General features: G+C 37.4%; 20 protein-coding genes and 1 pseudogene. 15 read left to right on the top strand and 6 right to left on the bottom strand.

The features are described from left to right. Positions 1-126 precede the first annotated feature (126 nt). Positions 127-528, bottom strand: coding sequence for an OsmC family protein (locus BN1356_RS04330; protein ID WP_245620298.1), 402 nt, complete (start codon positions 526-528; stop codon positions 127-129). 192 nt (positions 529-720) lie between these two features. On the opposite strand from BN1356_RS04330, the gene BN1356_RS04325 reads away from it, so the two are divergent. Further along, a complete protein-coding gene (locus BN1356_RS04325) occupies positions 721-1524 on the top strand; it encodes a transporter substrate-binding domain-containing protein (protein WP_425423519.1) in 804 nt (267 codons plus the stop codon). 138 nt (positions 1525-1662) lie between these two features. Continuing rightward, positions 1663-2105: pseudogene (locus tag BN1356_RS04320) on the top strand (transposase); the annotation flags it as partial. Here BN1356_RS04320 and glgB read toward each other — a convergent pair. From glgB to BN1356_RS04295, 5 genes are all read right to left on the bottom strand, one after another. Further along, on the bottom strand, positions 2060-3922 hold the full coding sequence (glgB, locus tag BN1356_RS04315; protein WP_093650183.1) for a 1,4-alpha-glucan branching protein GlgB: 1863 nt from the start codon (positions 3920-3922) through the stop codon (positions 2060-2062). The pseudogene BN1356_RS04320 and the gene glgB sit on opposite strands and share 46 nt — an antisense overlap. A 197-nt stretch (positions 3923-4119) precedes the next feature. Further along, positions 4120-5565 (bottom strand): glycogen synthase GlgA, encoded by a 1446-nt coding sequence (glgA, locus tag BN1356_RS04310; protein ID WP_093650182.1) that lies wholly within the window; start codon positions 5563-5565, stop codon positions 4120-4122. Positions 5566-5573: 8 nt separating this feature from the next. Continuing rightward, positions 5574-6689, bottom strand: a complete 1116-nt coding sequence (gene glgD, locus BN1356_RS04305; protein WP_093650181.1) for a glucose-1-phosphate adenylyltransferase subunit GlgD — start codon at positions 6687-6689, stop codon at positions 5574-5576. A 12-nt stretch (positions 6690-6701) separates the two neighbouring features. Next, a complete protein-coding gene (locus tag BN1356_RS04300; RefSeq protein WP_093650180.1) occupies positions 6702-7829 on the bottom strand; it encodes a glucose-1-phosphate adenylyltransferase in 1128 nt (375 codons plus the stop codon). Between the two features lie 180 nt (positions 7830-8009). Continuing rightward, positions 8010-8918 carry a LysR family transcriptional regulator gene (locus tag BN1356_RS04295; protein WP_093650179.1) on the bottom strand — a complete coding sequence of 303 codons (909 nt, stop codon included), beginning with the start codon at positions 8916-8918 and terminating at the stop codon, positions 8010-8012. Between the two features lie 226 nt (positions 8919-9144). Here BN1356_RS04295 and cpsA point away from each other — a divergent pair, with 226 nt between their 5' ends. From cpsA to BN1356_RS04230, 13 genes are read left to right on the top strand one after another with little or no spacing between them, the layout of a single operon-like run. Beyond that, entirely contained in the window at positions 9145-10626 is a 1482-nt protein-coding gene (gene cpsA / locus BN1356_RS04290; protein ID WP_093650178.1) for an LCP family glycopolymer transferase CpsA, read from the top strand. Between the two features lie 6 nt (positions 10627-10632). Continuing rightward, positions 10633-11364 (top strand): capsular polysaccharide biosynthesis protein Cps4B, encoded by a 732-nt coding sequence (cps4B, locus tag BN1356_RS04285; RefSeq protein WP_093650177.1) that lies wholly within the window; start codon positions 10633-10635, stop codon positions 11362-11364. Between the two features lie 8 nt (positions 11365-11372). Beyond that, entirely contained in the window at positions 11373-12068 is a 696-nt protein-coding gene (locus BN1356_RS04280; RefSeq protein ID WP_093650176.1) for a Wzz/FepE/Etk N-terminal domain-containing protein, read from the top strand. Between the two features lie 11 nt (positions 12069-12079). Beyond that, positions 12080-12796, top strand: a complete 717-nt coding sequence (locus BN1356_RS04275) for a tyrosine-protein kinase (protein WP_093650175.1) — start codon at positions 12080-12082, stop codon at positions 12794-12796. Between the two features lie 39 nt (positions 12797-12835). Continuing rightward, complete coding sequence (locus BN1356_RS04270; protein WP_176694222.1) at positions 12836-14644, top strand: polysaccharide biosynthesis protein; 1809 nt, start codon at positions 12836-12838, stop codon at positions 14642-14644. A 22-nt stretch (positions 14645-14666) separates the two neighbouring features. Further along, on the top strand, positions 14667-15884 hold the full coding sequence (locus tag BN1356_RS04265; RefSeq protein ID WP_093650174.1) for a DegT/DnrJ/EryC1/StrS family aminotransferase: 1218 nt from the start codon (positions 14667-14669) through the stop codon (positions 15882-15884). Then, positions 15877-16485, top strand: coding sequence for a sugar transferase (locus tag BN1356_RS04260; RefSeq protein ID WP_093650173.1), 609 nt, complete (start codon positions 15877-15879; stop codon positions 16483-16485). Before BN1356_RS04265 ends, BN1356_RS04260 begins: the two co-directional genes overlap by 8 nt. Further along, positions 16475-17209 carry a GNAT family N-acetyltransferase gene (locus BN1356_RS04255; RefSeq protein ID WP_093650172.1) on the top strand — a complete coding sequence of 245 codons (735 nt, stop codon included), beginning with the start codon at positions 16475-16477 and terminating at the stop codon, positions 17207-17209. Before BN1356_RS04260 ends, BN1356_RS04255 begins: the two co-directional genes overlap by 11 nt. 2 nt (positions 17210-17211) lie before the next feature. Further along, entirely contained in the window at positions 17212-18324 is a 1113-nt protein-coding gene (locus BN1356_RS04250) for a glycosyltransferase family 4 protein (RefSeq protein WP_093650171.1), read from the top strand. Between the two features lie 42 nt (positions 18325-18366). Beyond that, on the top strand, positions 18367-19209 hold the full coding sequence (locus tag BN1356_RS04245; protein ID WP_176694221.1) for a LicD family protein: 843 nt from the start codon (positions 18367-18369) through the stop codon (positions 19207-19209). Further along, positions 19206-19916 carry an IspD/TarI family cytidylyltransferase gene (locus tag BN1356_RS04240; protein ID WP_093650169.1) on the top strand — a complete coding sequence of 237 codons (711 nt, stop codon included), beginning with the start codon at positions 19206-19208 and terminating at the stop codon, positions 19914-19916. The genes BN1356_RS04245 and BN1356_RS04240 overlap by 4 nt, the downstream gene beginning before the upstream one ends. A 44-nt stretch (positions 19917-19960) precedes the next feature. Further along, positions 19961-20953, top strand: coding sequence for an NAD-dependent epimerase/dehydratase family protein (locus BN1356_RS04235; protein WP_176694220.1), 993 nt, complete (start codon positions 19961-19963; stop codon positions 20951-20953). After that, the gene (locus BN1356_RS04230; RefSeq protein WP_093650167.1) at positions 20950-21885 is read left to right on the top strand and encodes a glycosyltransferase; all 936 of its coding nucleotides are present in this window, start codon (positions 20950-20952) and stop codon (positions 21883-21885) included. Before BN1356_RS04235 ends, BN1356_RS04230 begins: the two co-directional genes overlap by 4 nt.

Below are 21885 nucleotides of genomic sequence, written 5' to 3'. Positions count from 1 at the left end.
AAAACTCAAATACCAGTCATTCTTTTGAATAACAAATACTCTAAAAAGGCATAGACAGAACGTTTTTGATAAGGTAATGCTATGCCTTTTGCTACTCTATTCTGGAGTTTTTGCTAATCCTCTTTTCTAATAGTCAACAGTCTTTAAAGTGAGTGTCTTAGCACCAGCTAGTAATTTGGAAACGGGGCAGCGTAAATGTGCTTGATCCACAATTTCTTTAGCATCTGTGAGGTTCATCCCCTTAATAGCAGCCTCTGCATCCACTTGGAAGTAGTAGTAACCTAGTCCAGCCTCCTCTTTGCAAAGCGTAACAGTGATATCCACTTTAGAATCTATATTTTGTCTCTTTGCTTCCAAAAGAGACTGAATAGTGGCATTGAGACACGTAGCCCAGGCACTGGCAATCAATTGTTCTGGGTTGTAGCCATTTCCATCTCCCAAAGGATGTTTCGTAGGGAGTGGAAGATTGTCTGTAAAATACAGGTAACCATTTATGTCATCGTGTTTGCTAGCTTTTGTTTGGTACATCATGTAAACTCCTTAGATTGGTTTATAGTAAAATTATATCATATTTTGAAATATATTCAAAAAAATGAATATTATTAAAAAATATACTTGACATATGTATAAAAATAATTTAAAATAAACACATCTAAAAAAATAAAAGAAAGTATCTCGGTATTTATTACAGAGGAAATCGAAAAGAGGATTATGATGAAATTGAAAAAAATATTTTTTGCAGCAACACTCTTATTTACTGGTTTAAGTCTAGCAGCTTGTTCATCTGCAAAAACAGAACAATCCCCACTTGATAAAATCAAGGAAAAAGGAACATTGGTTGTGGCAACCAGTCCTGACTATGCTCCCTTTGAATTCCAAACTCTTGTTGATGGTAAAAATGAGGTTGTTGGATCGGATATTCTTTTGGCTCAAAAATTGGCAGATGAGTTAGGAGTTGAACTGGAAATTTCTACAATGAATTTTGACAATGTCTTAAATAGTGTTCAAAATGGTAAGGCAGATTTGGCAATTGCAGGATTAAGTATCTCACCTGAGCGTGAAAAAGTGTTTGATTTCTCTGATCCCTATTATCAAGATGGGAATGTCCTCTTGGTTCAAAAAGGAGATGTTGCAAAGTATGCTAAGGTAGCGGACCTTGATAATGCGGATTTGGCTGTTCAAAAAGGAACGACACAAGAAACATATGCGCGCGCAAACCTTTCAAATGCTAACATCGTTTCATTAACTTTGATGGGAGAAGCAGTTAACCAGCTCAAGAATGGTCAGGTAAAAGCAATTATTTTGGACTCATCAGTTGCGTCTGGTTATATGAGTCAGAATCCTGATTTAGCACTAGCAGAGTTGACCTTTGAAGCTGAGCCAGAAAATGCAAAAGCTATTGCAATGGCAAAGGATAGTGGAGAATTAAAGAAAGAGATTAATAAAATCATTGGCAAAATTGTCGAAAATGATGACTACAAGTCTTATCTTGAAGAAGCTGCAAAATATACAGTTGTTGAATAAAACGAAGAGGCTGGGCAAAAAGTAGCTTCAGAATAGAAAAAACGAGCATTTCCGCAGTTGGAGATGCTCGTTTCCCTATGTCATGGTTTATAATTATAATAACGACAAAACAACTAGAAAGCCATGATCATGTATAAAGAGTTAGAAAAACTTTCCAAAACAGAAAGTGGTCGCCAGAAACAAATCCATTACAATCCGACTTGGAATTACTTTAAAGAACTCATCAAGGAAGAATTACATAGCGAAGAAGGCTCTCGAATCTATGCCAAACGAAAGACAGATGTCGAACCCGTTTTTGGCCGATTGAAGAGTGTTTTTGGCGTGCGCAGGGTTCATGTCAGAGGCAATCAAGCCGTCCAAACGGAGATCGGCTTCCTATTCATGAGCATGAATCTAACAAAATTGGCTAAGAATCTCGACCCTAAAAATTCAAATACTCAAAAACCACACAGTGATTTTTTCATCTTGATTGTTTTCAAGACAGAAATCACTGTGTGGTTTTATTTGAAGCTACTTTTTGCCCAGCCTCTTGTGTTTACTTTTTCTTCTTATTAGGTTTCTTTTCTACTTTTTGGAAATAGTAGGAGGTTAAGCGTGGAACGGTCAATTTTACTCCAGCATCTTTAACACTAAGAGTAAAAGCATTAATTGGGATAGCATTGGATGAGAAAACCAATCGATACTCGCTATCTTTAGGCAAGTTTAGTTCAACATCAAAGACTTCTTGATCATTGAAGTTATTAACGACTAATATTTCTTGATCATCACTATGCCGTGTAAAAGCGTAGAAATTAGCAGATTCGTCAATTTTAATCCACTTAAATCCTTTCTCATGAGCCTGATAATCATACTTCCAAAAAGCATCATTTTTCTTGTAGAAAGTTGATAGAGTTTTCATCATCTGATAGAAGGATTCGTGGATTGGATAGAGTTTTAGATGCCAATCCATTTCTGTGTATTCATGCCATTCACGAATTTGTCCCCATTCATTCCCCATAAAGAGCAATTTTTTCCCTGGATGAGCAAAGAAGAAGCTGTAATAGGCTCTTGCTAAGTGGAACTTGTCCTCATAATTGCCGTCCATTTTATTGATGATGGATAACTTACCATGAACGACTTCATCGTGTGATAAGGGTAGGAGGAAATTTTCATTTGGATTGTAGTACATACCAAATGTAATCTCGTTTGAATGATAAGGTCGATAGATGGCAGGACGACTCATGTATTTGAGAGTATCGTTCATCCAACCTAGGTCCCATTTCATATCAAAGCCAAGACCACCATCTTCAAGAGCATGGGTTACCTTGGGATAGGAGGAAGAATCTTCAGCAATCATGACGACGCCCTTGTATTCAGTATGAACCATGGCATTGACACGTTTGATAAAGTCAATAGCTGCGTGATTGACTTTGTCATCTTCTGTCTCACCACGCAAGTAAATAAGATAAGAAAGAGCATCCACACGAATCCCGTCAAAATGAAACTCTTTCAACCAATATCGAAGATTAGAGAGGAGAAATGAACGAGTCAAACCTTTTCCTAAATCAAAGTTTGCTGTTCCCCACTGGCGATTCTCACGGTCATTTTCATTAGCGTATTCGTAGAGGGAACTACCATCAAATTGGTAAAGACCATGAGCATCCTTACAAAAATGAAGAGGAACCCAGTCCAAAATAACTCCGATGCCAGCCTGATGGCATTGGTCGATAAGGTATTTGAGTTCATCTGGTTTGCCATATCGGCTAGTCGGACTATAATAACCAGTGACTTGATAACCCCAAGAAGCATCCAAGGGATGCTCTGTCAGAGGCATAATTTCGATATGGGTATAGTTATTTTCTTTAACATAGTCAATCAGGAGTGGAGCGATTTCCTTATAAGAGTAAAATGCTGTAGCAGGTGCACCGGACTCATCCTTATTCACTAATTTTTGCTTCCAAGAACCTAAATGGACTTCATAGATGGATATTGGCTGACTTTTAAAATCATAGTTGACCCGATGATACATCCACAGATCATCTTTAAACTTATAACGGCTATTGTAGGTAGAAGATGCGGTATCTGGTCGAACTTGACTAAAGGAAGCAAAGGGATCGGCTTTGTAGATTTCTTGTCCGTCTTTGGTTACGATCAAGTACTTGTAATTTTCCAGTGATTTTAAATTTTCAACGTAGAGACTAAAAATTCCCTCTTGCTCTCGAGACATTGGATGATTTTTAGACCAATCATTGAAATTGCCGACAAGAAAAACTTCCTGTGCATTTGGAGCATAGACGCGAAATTGTGTGCCAAGAATTTTATTTCTTTCTTTTACCAGATGAGCACCCATCTTCTCGTAGAGAGAAGTATGCTCGCCTGTATTCATATAATATAGATCAAGGTCACTAAAAGTATTCATAAAATTCCTTTCAGAAGATACAAAGGCATAAAAGGATACCTGCACAATAGGAAAGTTGATACAGATGCTCAGGCATCTAGTAAATCCTTCCCTTTTTGCAGTGTATTGTAGAAGTTTTAATTTAAAGAGTCAATTCATTTTAAAAAGGGAGTGGTCGGTCCACCCAATGGTTGCCGGTATCGTACTCCCTTAATTTTTTATTGAGTAATCTCTTGGTAGAGATGGATATAGCGGTTAGCAGAAGCAGTCCAACTGACATCTAGATTCATAGCTTGTTCGACTAATTTTTGCCAGTCATCTGGCCGTTCGTAGTATGTCTCAAGAGCCAAATCATAAACCTGTTTCATACTAAAAGCATCTTTGCCACCAAAACTGAAGCCAGTGCCTTCTTTGCTTTCCATGTGATATGGTCTAACGGTATCACGTAGACCTCCTGTCTCGCGAACCAGTGGAAGGGTACCGTAATGCATAGAAATCAGTTGACTGATACCACATGGCTCAAACATAGATGGCATCAGGAAAAGGTCACTAGCTGCGTAAATCTGATGAGCTAGGGGTTCATTGTAGCCACGGTAGAAAGCAAATTTTTCAGGATAAGCTGACTTGAAATGATGGAAGGCATTTTCAATATCTTCTTCCCCATTCCCAAGAATGACAAACTGAACATGTGCTTGCAAGAGATGACTGAGAACTTCCGTCATGAGGTAAAAACCTTTTTGCCATGTCAGCCGAGAAACGATTCCAACTAGGATGACATTTTCATCCTGAGGGAGACCGAACTGAGCTTGCAAGGCCAACTTATTGGCTTTTTTATCTGAAATAGAAGCTAAATCATAATTTTTCACCAGGTAGTGATCATTTTTACTATTCCAGGTATCGTAATCAATACCATTGACAATACCAAGTAAGTCATGACGACGCAACTCAAGAACGTGTTGCATATTTTCGCCAAATTCTTCGGTTAAGATTTCCTGGGCGTAGGTTTCTGAAACAGTTGTAACCTTATCCGCATAAAGAATTCCTAACTTCATGAAGCTGATGCAGTCATCATAGAAACGCGCAGTTCCATCTCGGTAGTACCCATGGTCCATGCCAAGAGCAGACCAGAGATATCGCTCATTAAAGATACCCTGAAAAGCAAGATTATGGATGGTAAAGACATGCTTGATTGAACGAAATTCATCACGGTAGCTATAGAAGGTACGGCAAAGGAAAGGAATAGCAGCAGCATGCCAGTCATGAGAATGGATCACATCTGGGAAGAAGTTGAGAGCCTCAAGGAGGCGACAAGTTGCATGTTGAAAGAAGCCAAAACGCATGGCATCGTCATCATAGCCATAGAGTTCCTCACGTTCAAAGTATTGGCGGTGCTCGATGAAATAGAAGGTTACCCCGTCAACAACCTGACTGTAAACATTTGCCATGGTTTGAATGTCACCTGCACGGACATCAAAGCTAGCCATATAATCAAAATCATCGTGGTTATTGATAGCCATCTTAAGATAAAGAGGCAGGACCACACGGACATCCAAGCCTTGATGGACCAGTTCTTTTGGAAGAGAGCCAATAACATCAGCTAAGCCACCAGTTTTGATAAAGGGAAGTCCTTCTGAAGCTACAAATAGGACAGTTTTTTTAGTCATTTTTTCTCCTAAATGATGTGGTACGACTTGATGTAAGCAGGTGAATTCTCAAATCCTTTGATATCAACAGGATGAACAATTTTAGTTGCCTTATCAATGATTGCATTTTCAATGTGAGCACCGTTTTTTATGACCACACCATTCATGATAATAGAATTTTTGACTGTAACACCATCTTCAATGACCACATCGCGGTCAATAACAGAGTTTTCCACTTGGCCATTGATATTAGCGCCGTTGGAAATCAAACTACCTTTTACATCAGCTAAAGGTCCATACAAACAAGGTGAACTATCGCTTGTTTGAGTGTAAATAGGCCAATTGCTCTTGAAGAGAAGTCTACGAATATCTCGGTCAATCAATTCCAATTGAGTATTGTAATAGGCATCAACGTTGTTGATACAAGCAACATAATCACGGTGTGCGTAACCTACAATCTTATATTGGTCAACCACATCGCGAAGAATATCTTTCAGCCAATAGAGGGCAGAGACGCTCTTAGCGCGTTTGATTAATTCAATGAAAAGTTCTCGTTTCATGAAGTAGGCTTCTAAAGAAACTGGACGGTTTTTATATTTACCATGATTTTCTTGGAATTCTACGATTTGTTTGTCTTCCCCGAATTTCAAGGTTTGACAACCAATGAAGCTTTCCTTAGCTTCCGTCACATTTTTGTAAAGAACGGTGATATCTGCAGCAGTTTCCAAGTGTTGCTCTTGCAGTTTAGAAAAATCTTGGCTGTAGATAAAGTAGGAAGGTGCAATCAAGACGTATTCAGAATTAGCATTTTCAATATAGTGGAGGTTATCCGAAAAGGCTTTAATATCATGTTGGTATATAGAATTTGGGTCAATAGCACTATTCAATAGTCTTAGTTTACCACGTTTGCTATTGATATTGTATTGCTTACCCGTTCCCACATGTTGGATAGTAGAGCGCATTCTAGGTGGCATATAAACTTGGAATTCAGTGACTCCAGAGTTGGACATATTGGACAGAACAAAGTCGATAAGACGGTAGCGGCCTAAGAATCCATAAGCCTGAACACCACGATGGGACATGATTTCACCGAACTGGACATTTGTACCCTCAATATTGACAATTCCTAAGGTATTTCTTAACATAGTTTTCCTCTCCTACTTGGACACATTTTTGTCAATCAATAAGATATCATCAGCTGTACCAGATAAGGTCACACCCTCCGCAATCTTAACATTTTCAGCAACAATAACATATTCTAAGCTAGCATTATCTCCGACTGAAGCACCAGGCAAAATAACGGAATTTTCTACGAGTGATCCAGCACCAATTTGGACATCTGTCGAAATAACAGAGTGACTAACGCTGCCTTCTACGATAGCTCCTTTGTCAATGTAAGCATTGCTAACTCTAGCATGACTTCCGATAACCTGAGCAGGCGATCCAGAATCTTCAGAATAGATTCTCCAGGAAGAATCAGAGAGATCTAAATCTTTGGAATGGTCAATCAGGTCCATGTTGGATTCCCAGAGACTATTGACGGTTCCAACATCCTTCCAGTAGCCACGGAATGGGTATGCATAGAGACGCTTTTTATCCTTCAAATAGGTAGGGATAATATCATGTCCAAAATCGTGAGTAGATGTGTCGAGTTTGTCGTCTTCCTGTAAATATTTTTTAAGAGATTTCCAAGTGAAGATATAGACGCCCATTGAGGCAAGATTGCTCTTTGGATTAGCTGGTTTTTCTTCGAACTCTTCGATACGATACTCTTCATCAGTATTCATAATACCGAAACGAGAAGCTTCTTTGATAGGAACCTCGATAACAGCAATAGTAGCATCGGCTTGTTTTTGAATATGAGCATCCAACATTTTATCGTAGTTCATCTTATAGATATGGTCACCAGACAAAATGAGAACGTACTCAGGCTCATGTAAATCAATGAAGTCAATGTTTTGAGTGATGGCATCTGCAGTACCTTTGTAAAGGCCAAATCCTTCAATTTTCTCACGAGGAGGAAGGACAAAGACACCAGAACCTTGGACATCAAGCCCCCAACGTTGGGACTGAGCAACGTAAGAATTGAGTTGAACAGATTCATATTGAGTCAATACACCAACAACATCAATACCAGAGTTTGCACAGTTGCTCAAAGGGAAGTCAATGATACGATACTTACCACCAAAAGCTACGGCAGGTTTTGCGACTTTTTTTGTCAAGCCTTCCAAACGTGTACCACGTCCACCGGCAAGAATCATCGCTAATAATTTGTTATGTGCCAAAATAATCACTCCTTATTTTATTAAGATACTCTTAGTATATCATATAAAACAAAAAAATGAAAACGTTTTCTGGTCAAAAATCGAAGTATTTTCAATTTTATGCAGTAACATTTTCAATTTTTTTCATAAAACAATGGCGAAATCAATAAAATTGGATAAATAAAGAAAAATTGTCCAGATTTATACATCGTGGGGAACTTCCTCTAGGAGATAGGCAATAAATTTTTCTCCCATATTAGAAAGATTATTTTTTTCGTGTTGGATATAAACCAGCTCGATACGATCATCATAGTCCAAGGGAATAGAGAGGATATCATCGCCATTGAGATTACTATTTAAGATACCAGTCGCAATAGTATATCCGTTTAGACCAATCAAGAGATTAAAGAGTGTGGCCCGGTCGGATACTATAATGGATTTTTTGTGGTGTTCTTGAGAGAGGATTTCTTCAGAAAAGTAGAAAGAGTTGTGGATCCCTTGTTCATAGCTAAGATAAGGAAACTCTTGGAGGTCTTCAAGTGTCACTCGTTCTTTACTAGCTAAAGGATTAGACTTGCTGATAAAAACATGAGGCTTCGCTGTGAAAAGTAGTGTGTAGGTCAAGCGATTGTCATCCAGCATCTTTGTCAAAACATCCCGGTTAAAGTCATTGAGAAAGAGGACACCGATTTCAGAGCGAAAGTTCTTAACATCATCAATGATTTCCCACGTTCTTGTCTCCCTTAAAAAGAGTTGGTAATTTTCCATATTTGTCTTTTTTAAAAGACTGACAAAAGCATTGACTACAAAAGCATAATGTTGAGAGGACACACTAAAAAGCTCTCGTTTCCCATCGGGTTTCTTATAGCGTTCTTCCAGAAGTTCTGTTTGCTCAACAACTTGCCTTGCATAAGAAAGAAATTCAATGCCATCCTTGGTCATGGTAATCCCTTTTGGATTGCGGTGAAAAATCTCGATGCCCATTTCTTTTTCCAAATCCTTAACAGCATTGGATAAACTTGGTTGGGTAATAAAAAGTTGTTTTGCTGCTTCGTTCATAGAACCAGTTTCAGCAATCTTAATGATGTAGTATAACTGTTGAATTCTCATAGAACTAGTTTACCATATTTTTAATAGAATGTTTGAAGATATCTATTTTTATTAAAATTTGACTTTAAAAATTAAATATTCAAATAATTATTAGAATAGAATGGTTGAAATTATGCAAAAACATTTTTTAATAAGTAAAAAAAGATAGCATTATTGCTTGAGAAATACTTTGAAATATGTTATCATTAACAAATATATATAAAATTATTTTGAAATAGGAGAGTATATGTCTAGACATTTACGTACTTCAAGTAAAGGTAAAAAAGTGAGTAGTACTTGGCTACTCATTAATTCTGCGTTTTTAGCTCTATACACAGCACTTGCAGGTTTCTTTATTTATAAAATGTATGCACACCATTTTCTTGCTTTCAGAAATATCAATCACATTGTCGCGGGTATTCTGATTGCTATTTTTGTGTTTTCGGTGGTTTTAATCATTCTCAAAAAAGCAAAATTTTTCACAACTTTTACTCTCGTTTTATTTACACTTTTTACCTCTGCAGGACTTTACTTTGTTCAGTCAACTGTGCAAGTAGCTGAAAAGTTAAACAAAACTGCATCTTATTCAGAAATCGAAATGAGTGTTGTTGTACCTGCTGGAAGTGATATTCAGGATATTTCTCAACTGGGACAACTTCAGGCTCCTGTCAATAATGACTCTGAGAATATTCAAGCTCTGCTTTCAGACTTGAAAGTTCAAAAGAATCTTGATTTGGTCCCTGAGCCAGTAGATTCCTACCAACATGCTTATGAAAATCTACTCTCAGGTGGGACACAAGGAATGGTGCTGAATAGTGCTTATTCGAGCCTGTTAGAGTTGAGTGATGCAGACTATGCTTCAAAGATACGCACGCTTTATACCTATAAAATTACAAAAGAAGTGAAGCCAAGCGTTTCTGAAAATAAAAAGGACGAACATACAAATCCGAATGTTGTGAATATCTACATCAGTGGTATTGATACCTATGGTAATATCTCAACAGTTTCACGTTCGGATGTTAATATCATCATGACGGTAAATATGGATACCCACAAGGTTATGCTTACAACTACTCCACGTGATGCTTATGTTCAAATTCCTGATGGTGGTGCTAATCAGTTTGATAAGTTAACGCATGCTGGCATCTACGGCGTTGAAACGTCAATGAAGACTCTGGAAAACCTCTATGATATAAATATTGATTATTATGCTCGTATTAATTTTACAAGCTTTATGCAGTTGATTGATGTTTTAGGTGGAGTAGAGGTATATAATGATCAAGCTTTTGTAAGTAGAGTAGGGGGATATGAATTTCCTCAAGGACCGATTACCTTAAACTCACAACAAGCTTTAGGTTTTGTTCGTGAAAGATACTCTTTACAAGGCGGAGATGCGGATCGTGGTCGAAATCAACAAAAGGTTATTTCTGCTATTATCAACAAATTAGCTTCAGTAGATTCAATCACAAACTTCTCCACTATTATCAATAGCCTTCAAAATTCTGTTCAGACAAATATGCCATTGGAATCAATGATGCGATTGGCCAATACCCAATTGGCGTCCGGTTCTTCATTTACAGTGGTTTCACAAGATGTGACTGGTACAGGTTCAACAGGTCAATTACCATCTTATGCCATGCCTTCAGCAGCACTTTATATGATGAGCTTGGATGAAACAAGTATCTCAGCCGCAAAGCAGGCCATCAGAAATACGATGGAAGGAAATTAGTCAAAAATGATTGATATTCATTCGCATATTGTATTTGATGTAGATGATGGACCAAAATCACTTCAAGAAAGTATAGATCTCATCAGCGAAAGCTATGCTCAAGGTGTTCGGACGATTGTCTCTACATCTCACAGAAGAAAAGGAATGTTTGAGGAGCCAGAAGAAAAAATCTTTGAGAACTTCTCTATTGTTAAAGAAGAAGCAGAAAAGCAATTTCCAGATTTACAAATCAATTATGGAGGAGAATTGTTTTATACTAGCTCCCTTTTAAAAAAAATTGAGAATCACTTGGTTCCAAACATGGCTGACACGCGGTATTATCTCATTGAGTTTAGTATGGTGACGCCATGGAGAGAGATCCAGACAGCTGTTAAAAATCTATTAGCTATTGGTGTGACACCCATTATTGCTCATATTGAACGTTATAATGCTTTGGAGTTTAATAAAGAACGCGTAAAGGAATTGATTGCTTTAGGGTGTTATACTCAAATCAACTCTTCGCACGTCCTGAAAGCAAAAATATTTGGCGACAAGCACAAAATTTTCAAAAAACGTGCGCGTTTCTTTTTAGAGGAAAACGTGGTTCATTGTGTGGCTAGTGATATGCACAATCTAGATGCTCGAAAACCTTTTATGAGAGAGGCTTATGATATTATAGCCAAAGATTTTGGAGCCAAGCGGGCAAATGATCTCTTCCAGTTAAACCCGCAAATTTTATTAGAAAATGACTATTTATAGGAGATATTATGAATACTACTGGTAATGCGAATGTTATTGAAATTGACGTAATCCACTTGTTGAAAAAGATTTGGCAAAAGAAGGTGTTAATCATTTTTAGTGCCCTATTGTTTGGAGTGCTTTCTTTATTGTTTAGTGCCTTTGTATTAAAACCAACCTTTACTTCTTCAACACGGATTTATGTAGCTAACCAAACTACCGGAAATAATAATTTAACTGCTCAAGACTTGCAGGCAGGATCTTACTTGGTAAATGACTATAAGGAAATTATTCTTTCTGATTCCGTTATGTCTGATGTTATCAATAGAGAAGGCTTGACAATTTCAGAATCAGAATTACGCTCAATGGTTCAAGTATCTATTCCTAGTGATACTCGGATTATTACCGTTTCTGTTAACGCTAAGGAACCTCAAAATGCTCAACAAATGGCTAATACTCTACGTGTGGTTGCCGCTGAAAAAATTAAAGTGGTTACTAAAGTTGAGGACGTAACTACCATAGAAGAAGCAAAACTGCCTAATTCACCTTCTTCACCAAATATAAAACGGAATGTTCTTTTAGGAGCCATGATTGGCGGTTTTATTGCAATGGCACTTGTTTTGCTTTTGGAAGTTTTGGATGATCGAGTTCGGCGTCCTGAAGATATAGAGGAAGTTCTTGGATTGGTACTGATTGGTGTCGTTCCTGACACTGAGAAAATTTAAGGGGAGAAAAAATGTCACAATTTATACTAGGACGGGCGAAAGCTCAAATGGTTAAAGCCATGGAAGAATATTACAATGCTATACAAGTTAACATTCAGTTTAGCGGTAGTAATATTAAAGTTATCGCTGTTACCTCAGTTCAACCAGGCGAGGGTAAATCGACAACTTCAACTAGTCTTGCAATTTCCTTTGCCACATCAGGCTATAAGACCCTTTTGATTGATGCAGATATTCGCAATTCCGTTATGTCAGGAACGTTTAAAGCTGAATCTGCTTACCATGGCTTGACTAGCTACTTGTCGGGCCATGTGGACTTGTCTCAAGTTGTTCACGATACTAGCATTGATAATCTTAGCATCATACCAGCAGGTCAAGTTCCACCAAATCCGACTACATTTTTACAAAATGCTCGGTTTGACAACATGATTGAACGGGTACGCAATGGTTTTGATTATATTATTATCGATACTCCACCAATCGGTTTGGTAGTTGATGCAGCCATAGTGGCACAAAAGGCAGATGGAAGTCTCTTGGTTACAGAATCAGGTGCAGTTAGTCGACGCTTTGTCAAAAAAGCAGTGGAGCAAATGGAGCAAAGTGGAGCTCAGTTTTTAGGTGTTATCCTTAATAAAGTTGATACCACAAAAGACCGTTATGGATCGTACGGTTCATATGGTGCCTATGGAAATTATGGTAATTACGGCAAAAAAACAGATAAAGATTTATAAATCAGGGTTAATAGAATTGAATTAATTTCGGAATAGAGAATGAAATTGAATAATTTGAATAGGACAACGAAACGAATCATTTTGATGTGCATCGATGCAATCTTGCTTTTGCTTGCCTTGCAACTTTCTAATGGTTTCATCCATTTTTTTGCTAACGTCAGTACAGAAAAATTCATCATTACGTATATATTATTAATCTTTATTTACTTTTGTACAGCTTGGAAATTGAAAATTTTCTCTATTATCAATCGTTTTACAGATTATAGAGTCTTATTCAATCTTACTATTTCTATAACAGTTGCCTATCTGTTCATCTTATTCTCTACTTTTTTCTATTCTTCTTTTAGCTATCGTTTTATATTTTTAGGTTGGTTTTTCTCAATACCTATCCTTATGCTTCCACGTATTACTTGGCGTGTTTTAGGTGAAAAAAGTGAGAAAAATACCAAGAGTAAAATCCAAAAGAAGGTCAGAACTCTTGTTATTGGAGCAGGATCTGGTGGAAGTTTGTTTGTTAATACAGTTTTAAGTGGGAAGAGTGATATTGAAATTATCGGGATCGTGGATGCGGATATTAATAAGCATGGGACCTACATTCACGGAATTAAAGTTTTAGGGGATCGGAATGATATCCCTGAGATTGTAAGAAATTATGAAGTTGAGCAAGTAACCATTGCGATTCCTTCTTTGAATGGAACTGAACGCGAGAAATTAGTAGAAATATGCAATGATTTACAAGTAACTGTTAATTCTATGCCTAGCGTAGAGGATGTAGTTGTTGGTAAAGTTTCTACGCATCAGCTTAGAGAGATAGATATTGCAGATTTATTAGGTCGTAAAGAAGTTTTCTTAGACCAAAGAGAGTTTAATCACTATTTTACTCATAAAACTGTCTTAGTAACAGGAGCTGGTGGCTCAATTGGTTCAGAAATTTGTCGACAAATCTCAAAGTTTAAGCCAGCAAAGTTACTTCTGATGGGTCATGGAGAAAACTCAATTTATTTAATTCATCGTGAATTAACCAATCACTATAAAAATGAATTTGAAATTGTTCCGATTATTGCGGATATCCAAGATCGTGAACTCATGTTTAGCATGATGACAAGCTACAAACCAGATATCGTCTATCATGCTGCTGCCCATAAACATGTTCCTCTGATGGAGTATAATCCAAAGGAGTCTGTTAAAAATAATATTTTTGGTACTAAAAATGTAGCTGAAGCGGCAAAAGAAGCTGGTGTAAGCAAATTTGTTATGGTTTCTACTGATAAAGCAGTGAATCCACCAAATGTTATGGGAGCAACGAAACGCCTTGCTGAGATGATTGTTACGGGTTTAAACGAAGTTGGGAAAACTCAATTTGTTGCGGTCCGCTTTGGTAATGTATTAGGTAGTCGTGGGAGTGTCGTTCCAGTTTTTAAAGAACAGATTGCTAAGGGTGGTCCTCTAACTGTGACAGACTTTCGTATGACTCGTTATTTTATGACCATTCCTGAAGCAAGTAGATTGGTGATCCAGGCTGGTTACCTTGCTCATGGTGGGGAGATTTTTGTCTTAGATATGGGTGACCCTGTCAAGATTGTTGACTTAGCTAAGAAAGTTATTAAACTAAGTGGTCATACAGTTGAAGAGATTGGTATTGTTGAATCAGGTATTCGTCCTGGTGAGAAACTATACGAAGAGTTACTCTCTTCTGAGGAACTGGTTAGTGAGCAAATCCATGAGAAAATATTCATTGGTAAGGTAACATCAAAACCGCTAGAAGAAGTAGAAAGTTTTGTCAATGGACTCTTAGAATTAGACGAAGTCAATTTAAAAGAAAGATTACTTGCATACGCAAAACAATAGTTATTATATAGGAGATAAGAAAATGACTAAAATGAATATTCCGTTTTCTCCACCAGATATTTCCCAAATGGAAATTGACGAAGTGGTAGACACACTGAAGTCAGGCTGGATTACAACTGGTCCTAAAACGAAAGAATTAGAGCGTCTATTATCAGCCTATACGCAGACTAATAAAACAGTTTGTTTAAATTCTGCAACTGCTGGCTTGGAGTTGGTTCTCAGAGTTCTTGGCGTGGGTCCTGGTGATGAAGTTATAGTTCCTGCAATGACTTATACAGCTTCATGTAGTGTGATTACTCACGTTGGAGCAACACCTGTTATTGTGGATATTCAAAATGATGGATTTGAGATGGATTACGTTCAACTGGAGAAAGCCATCACAACTAATACAAAAGTTATCATTCCAGTTGAACTTGCGGGAATACCATGTGATTACAATCAACTTTATGAACTTGTAAAAAGTAAATCTCATTTGTTTACTGCAAAAAATAAATGGCAAGAATCCTTTAATAGAGTTGTGATATTATCAGACAGTGCACATGCTCTTGGTTCTTCTTATAAGGGGATTCCTGCTGGTAAGCTAGCTGATTTTACATCATTCTCATTTCATGCCGTGAAAAATTTTACAACTGGAGAAGGTGGCAGTGTCACTTGGAGACCATTTGATAAGATAGATGATGAAGAGTTGTACAAAGAGTTTCAGATGTATTCATTACATGGCCAAACTAAGGATGCTCTTGCCAAAACAAAATTGGGTTCTTGGGAATATGATATCGTTTTGCCAGCTTACAAGTGTAACATGACCGATATCATGGCTTCCATTGGTCTTGCACAAATGAAACGCTATTCTCAATTGCTTAGTCGTCGTAAGGAAATTGTTGATAAATATAATCAAGGTTTTGCTGGTACGACTATCAAAGCATTGCAACACAAAGGTAAGGATTATCAATCTTCTATGCACTTATATATCACGCATATTGAAGGTGCTAGCTTAGAGCAACGCAATGAGATTATCAACCAAATGGCTGAGCGTGGTATTGCATGTAACGTGCACTACAAGCCATTACCGATGCTAACTGCCTACCGTAATCTTGGTTTCTCTGTGGATGATTATCCAAATGCTTACAGCTATTTTGTCAATGAAATCACGTTGCCTCTTCATACAAAACTGACAGATGAAGAAGTTGAATACATCATTGAAAATCTAAAAAACATTGTAGAGAGTGTAAAAAATGTATAAGAATTTTTTTAAGAGATTATTCGATATTTTGATTTCTCTCCTTTGTTTGCCTTTTTTTATCATCATTGTTGTTATCTTTGGCCCTCTTATCTATTTTTCAGATAAAGGGACTATCTTCTATAATGCCGACCGTTTAGGAATGAATGGCAAAGTATTTAAGATGTATAAATTCCGTTCTATGAAGCTGAATGCTCCTGATATCCGCAATGAAGATGGGTCAACTTTTAATTCGGAAGATGATCCTCGTTTGACAAGTATCGGCAAGTTTATTCGTAAAACCAGTGTCGATGAAATTCCTCAAATTTTGAATGTTCTCAAGGGAGATATGAGTATTGTTGGACCCCGTCCAGATCTACCAGAACATTTTGAGGTTTATTCGGAAGCTGAGAAGAAGAAGTTATCTGTTCGCCCAGGGATTACAGGCTATAATCAGGCTTATTTTAGAAATACTATTCCTTGGAAAGAACGTATCAAAAATGACATTTACTATATTGACCATCTGAGCTTATGGATGGATATTCGAGTTGTTTTCAAGACAGCCTTGTCTATTCTCAGTCGCAAGTCAGTATTTATAGAAGTTGAGGAGAAAAATGAGCAGTAACTCATTTGATTATTCATACCTGGATTGGGACACAGATTTTTTTGGTGTGTCTTCTGGAAGAATTGTTTTGAATGATAGACTGACTGATGAAGATAAAAGTCTTGTCAAAGAGTTTTTTTCTCAAAATCAGTTTACAGTCATCTATAACGAAGATAATGTAGCAGCAAGCAACACTTGGCTAGGTGAAGAAACAGTAGCAAGTTTGACTGATGTCAATGTTCAATTCAGTAAAAAAGCTCTACAGTTTTCTACAGTTTTGAATGAAGAAGTCACGATTAGCAATCAACTGACAGCATCAGAAGAAATCCTAGCTATTGCGGAAGAATCCTTTAAGTATTCTCGTTTTTTTAATGATCCTTACTTAGACAAAGAAAAATCAAACAAAGTATACTGGAACTGGGTCAAGTCTTCCTTTGGTAAAGAAGAGAAGTATTTTGTTCAGTATATGCTGGATGGGAAGTGCCAAGGTTTTATTCTCTTTTCTGTGCATGATTCAGCTATCGTCATCGAGTTGATTGCTGTGAAGAAGACAACGATTCAAAAAGGAATCGGAAGTCAACTTCTTCAATCTTTAGAAACCTATGCCAAGGATTTAAGTACAATAGAAGAAATTAAAGTTGGTACACAGATTAACAATGTCGAAGCGGTGCGTTTTTACACAAAAAATGGCTATATTTACCAATCAACATCAAGTGTTTACCACCACTGGAATAAAGAGGAGTAGTAATGAAGAAAGTTCTAATCGTATCAACGGTTAGTCGTCAGTTCTATTTATTTGAACAAGCTAATATTCGTGTATTAAGAAAGCTTGGTTATGAAGTTCATGGAGCTGCTAACTTTGATGATAGAAGTGAACGATTAAAAGAGGTCAACGTCATCGAACATCACATTCCATTTCAACGTTCACCATTCACTCCAAGAAATGTGAAAGCTTATAAAGAGCTCTTAGCATTAGTTGAAAAAGAGCAATTTGATGTCATTCATTGCCACGCCCCAGTTGGTGGTGTATTGGCTCGATTGGTCGGAAAGAAATTTAAAAAGGCTAAAGTCATCTATACAGCACATGGCTTTCATTTTTACAAAGGAGCTTCAAAACTCAATTGGCTCTTGTTTTATCCAGTTGAGAAATGGCTTTCAAAATATACTGATCAACTGATTGTCATCAATCATGAAGATTTTAATATTGCTAATAGTAAATTTAAAATGAAGGCTCTGGATTTAGTTTCCGGAATTGGTGTCAATTTTGATAAGTTTAAGCCAGCTACACCATCATTGAAATCAGAAAAACGAGCAAAACTTGGCTTTAAAGATGATGATAAAATTTTAATCTACGTTGGTGAACTTAGTAAACGAAAAAATCAAAAGGTTTTAATCACTGCTATGGCAGATGTTGTCAAAGATTACCCAAATGCTTACTTACTCTTGGTTGGCCGAGGAGCGCTCAAGGCGGAATATAAGGAACTGATAGCATCTTTGGGACTTGAGAAGAATGTCCGAATGCTAGGCTATCGTGATGATATTGCTACCCTGATGCAGCTTTCTGATGTGGCACTTTCCAGTTCGACCCAAGAAGGACTGCCTGTGAACCTCATGGAGGCCTTGGGAACAGGTTTACCACTGGTCGTGTCAAATTGTCGTGGAAACAGCGATTTGGTTGAGAATGGTGTCAATGGTCAGATTATTTCAGAGAATGAAGCGGGGTTTTGGTCGCAGACCATTATCAACTTGTTAGGAAAGCCTCAAGTACTTGCTCAGTATGGAGTGAAGAGCCTTGAGAAATCAAAACTTTTTTCTGAAGAAGAAGTGATGCAAGAAATGCAGGAAATATATAGCAAGTAGTAGAAAATGTTGCTATTTTCCGGATATGAAAAAGGAAATAAAATGGGAACTAGCGATTTAAAAATTGTTCAAGATTATCTATTGGAAATGGTGATAGATATCAATAAAATGTGTAATGAGGAGAATATTCCCTTATTTGCAGTAGGAGGAACCCTGCTTGGTGCAGTCAGATACAAAGGTTTTATTCCCTGGGATGATGATTTGGACTTTGGAATGAAGCGAAGCGATCTTCCAAAACTGGCAAAACTCCTTGAAGAGTCTGACAAATATGACCTTCATATTCCTGAACTTGATTCACAAGGAAACTACGTCCGTTTTCCAAAAATTTTAAGAAAAAATACCATTTTTAAACAAACAAATGATGATGTTGTTTTTGACCAGCGCTTGTTTATTGATATTTTTACGATTGAAAATGTACCAAATAATCCTGTTCAAAAATTGATTCACGGTGTTCAATCGGAACTATTATCTATGATTGGTTCCTATGTTTTCTTTACGACAGATGGTCGATTTTTACTAGGTGGAAAATCAAAACCAGCCCAGCTAATCGTGCAAGTAATTGGTAAGTTATTTGGTTTTAAATCCTATAGTTACTGGAATGCGAAAGCTTTTCAGGTATTTGGAAAGTATGCTGGGAAAAAAACTGACAATGTTACCTTACCTGGTGGAGCAAAACACTACTTCGGTGAGATTTTATCTCAGCAAGTCTTTGGTGAGGGTAGTAAGATTGATTTTTGCAATATCCAAATTGATGCTCCAAAGGATATTCATGGTTATCTATTGAATCGTTATGGATCAGATTACATGACACCACCGAGTGTTGAAAATCAAATGAACCATGGAATTGTTTATTTTAAAGTAGATGGAAAGGAAATCATCAAATGATTACAGCTTTACTGACTGCAGCAGGAACAGGAACTCGTATGGGACAAGATATTCCTAAACAGTTTTTACATGTGAACAATAAACCAATTATTATTTACACAATGGAAGTCTTTGAAAACGACCCGAATATTGATGGTATCGTTGTTGTAACTTTAGAAGCTTGGGTAGAAGTCGTTCGTGCTTATGCGAAACAATTTAATATCACCAAGTTGAAAGATATTGTTGTTGGCGGAAATACTGGTCAAGAGTCCATCGCTAACGGGATTCACTCCATTGTTCAATTTGCTGGAAAAGACTCAACAGTCTTGATTCATGATGGCAACCGTCCTTTGGTCTCCTCAGAGATCATTTCTAGCGCAGTTGCTACCTTTAACAAGTATGGGTCAGCTGTTGCAGCTATTCCAACTGTTGAAGCGGTCTTTACAAGTCATGATGGCTTAATCAGCGAAGAGACCTTACCAAGAGAACTCTTGTATCGTACTCAGACACCTCACTTGTATTCGATTGCGGATGTTTTAGCTGCTCACGAAGAAGCTAAAGAAAATGGTATCAGCAACACAGCTGCCACTTGTGTTTTGATGCATGAGTTGGGCAAAAAAGTCTATTTTTCAAAAGGTGCGGAAACCAATTTGAAGATTACGACTGTAGATGATTTGTTGATTTTTAAAGCCTTATTGACAACTAGGAAGGATGACTTTATCCGTTGAGAACATTCAATAAGAGTAACTATTTCTCATCATTAGATCGATTAGTGACTGATGAAATAAAAACATTCTTTGATAAATCCATCTTAATTACGGGTGCCAATGGTTTGATTGGAGGAAGTTTGCTTGATTTCTTTCTCTTCTTAAACGAGAAGTATCAGGCCAATATTTCCTTAGCAGTTGTCGTTCGCAAAGACTTAGAAGTTCATGATTTTTTCCAAGAACAGAAGGTCGCAAGGATTATTCAATCTGTTGAGGAAGTCATTCATTTTGATGGTGATTTGGATTATATCTTCCATACAGCTAGCAATGCCCATCCGCAGGCCTACGATTTGTATCCAGTTGAAACCATCATGACGACGGTGGCTGGCACTAAGAATACTTTAGAACTTGCAAAAGAAAAAGATGCAAAGTTGATTTTTGTTTCTAGTTCGGAAGTATATGGTGAATTGCCTGAGGGTGCAAAACATCATGTTGAAAACCTCTATGGTCTGATTGATATCTTATCACCTCGTTCTTGTTATTCAGAAAGCAAACGCTTAGCTGAGACCTTGATTGTGTCTTACATTAAGGAATTCGGAGTAGAAGCCAGCATTGTCAGACCAGCTTATATCTATGGTGCTCGTTTTGCCGAGGCTAATACACGTGCAGATGTTGATTTTATTAAGAAATGTTTGGCAAAAGAGAATATTGTCATGAAAACAAAAGGAAGCCAAAGACGTTCCTATTGCTATGTTTTGGACTGTGTATCTGCTATGTTGGCAGTTGCTTTAAAAGGCGAAAACGGAGCCGCTTATAACATTTCCTCAGATTCAGGCAATGTGCAGCTGGTAGACTTTGCCCGTAAATTAGCTGAAATTTCTGGAGTTGAACTGATTTTCGATATTCAAGAATCCGGTGCTGGCTCACCTGTGCAGAATTCACTTTTATCAAATGAGAAATTAAAAGGCTTGGGTTGGAATGAAGGCTTTGACCTTTCTGAAGGAATTCGAGATACATTTAGTAATATCCTGGTCTCGTCATTCAAGGAGATGAAATGAAAAAAGTAGCAGTTATATTGTCAACATATAATGGCGAAAAATATCTGAGAGAACAGATGGAATCCTTGCTTTCTCAGACCAATGTTGATATCACTTTATTTGTACGAGATGATGGGTCAAAAGACCGGACGGAAGACATTCTTCTAGAATATAGTAACCGCATCAACATCTTACTTTATAAAGAAAAAAACCTTGGTTTCGAGCGCTCTTTCATGGAGGCTGTTTTGAAAACCCAAGGCAGCACCTTTGATTATTATGCTTTTTGTGATCAAGATGATATCTGGTATGCTGATAAGTTGTCAACAGGTATCGATTATATTGAGTCTAAAGGCAATAGCCAGCCTTTTCTCTACTGTTCAAACCAACAAATCATTGACGAAGAAGGACATTTTGTCCGTGATGAAGAGGATAAGCAAGACACGATTAGTAAGCAATCATCCTTGTTTGCCCTGAATCAACGTGGTTGCGTCATGATTTGGAATGACTTATTGCACCTACACCTAGTCGATTCCTATCAAATGATTCGGAAAAGTGATTTTATTCCTGCGCATGATACTTGGATTACTGTACTTGCTTACGCTGTAGGTCAGGTATACATTGATAATGCAAAAACCATGGGTTACCGTGTTTCGACGCACAATACAGCTGGTAGCTATATCGGCCTGGCTGGTAGAATCAAGTATGTTTGGAAAAAACTTGGAACAGTCTATAATAAAAGGAAGCACCAACGGGCGCAAATTTCACACTTGTTGCTATCCTACTTAGAATCTCTTCCTGAGAGTGATAGCGCCTATATTCGTACATTTCTTGATGCACAAACATCATTTTTCAAGGCTGCGGGATTTGTTTTTTCATCCAAACCGTATTTTAGAGGAATGAGTAAGAAGTGGGTCTATCTCACAAAGTTTTTGATTTTATTTAGGAGGATATAA

It is taken from the genome of Streptococcus varani, assembly GCF_001375655.1.
GTDB lineage: Bacteria > Bacillota > Bacilli > Lactobacillales > Streptococcaceae > Streptococcus > Streptococcus varani.
This window is presented reverse-complemented; position numbering and strand designations above follow the sequence as displayed.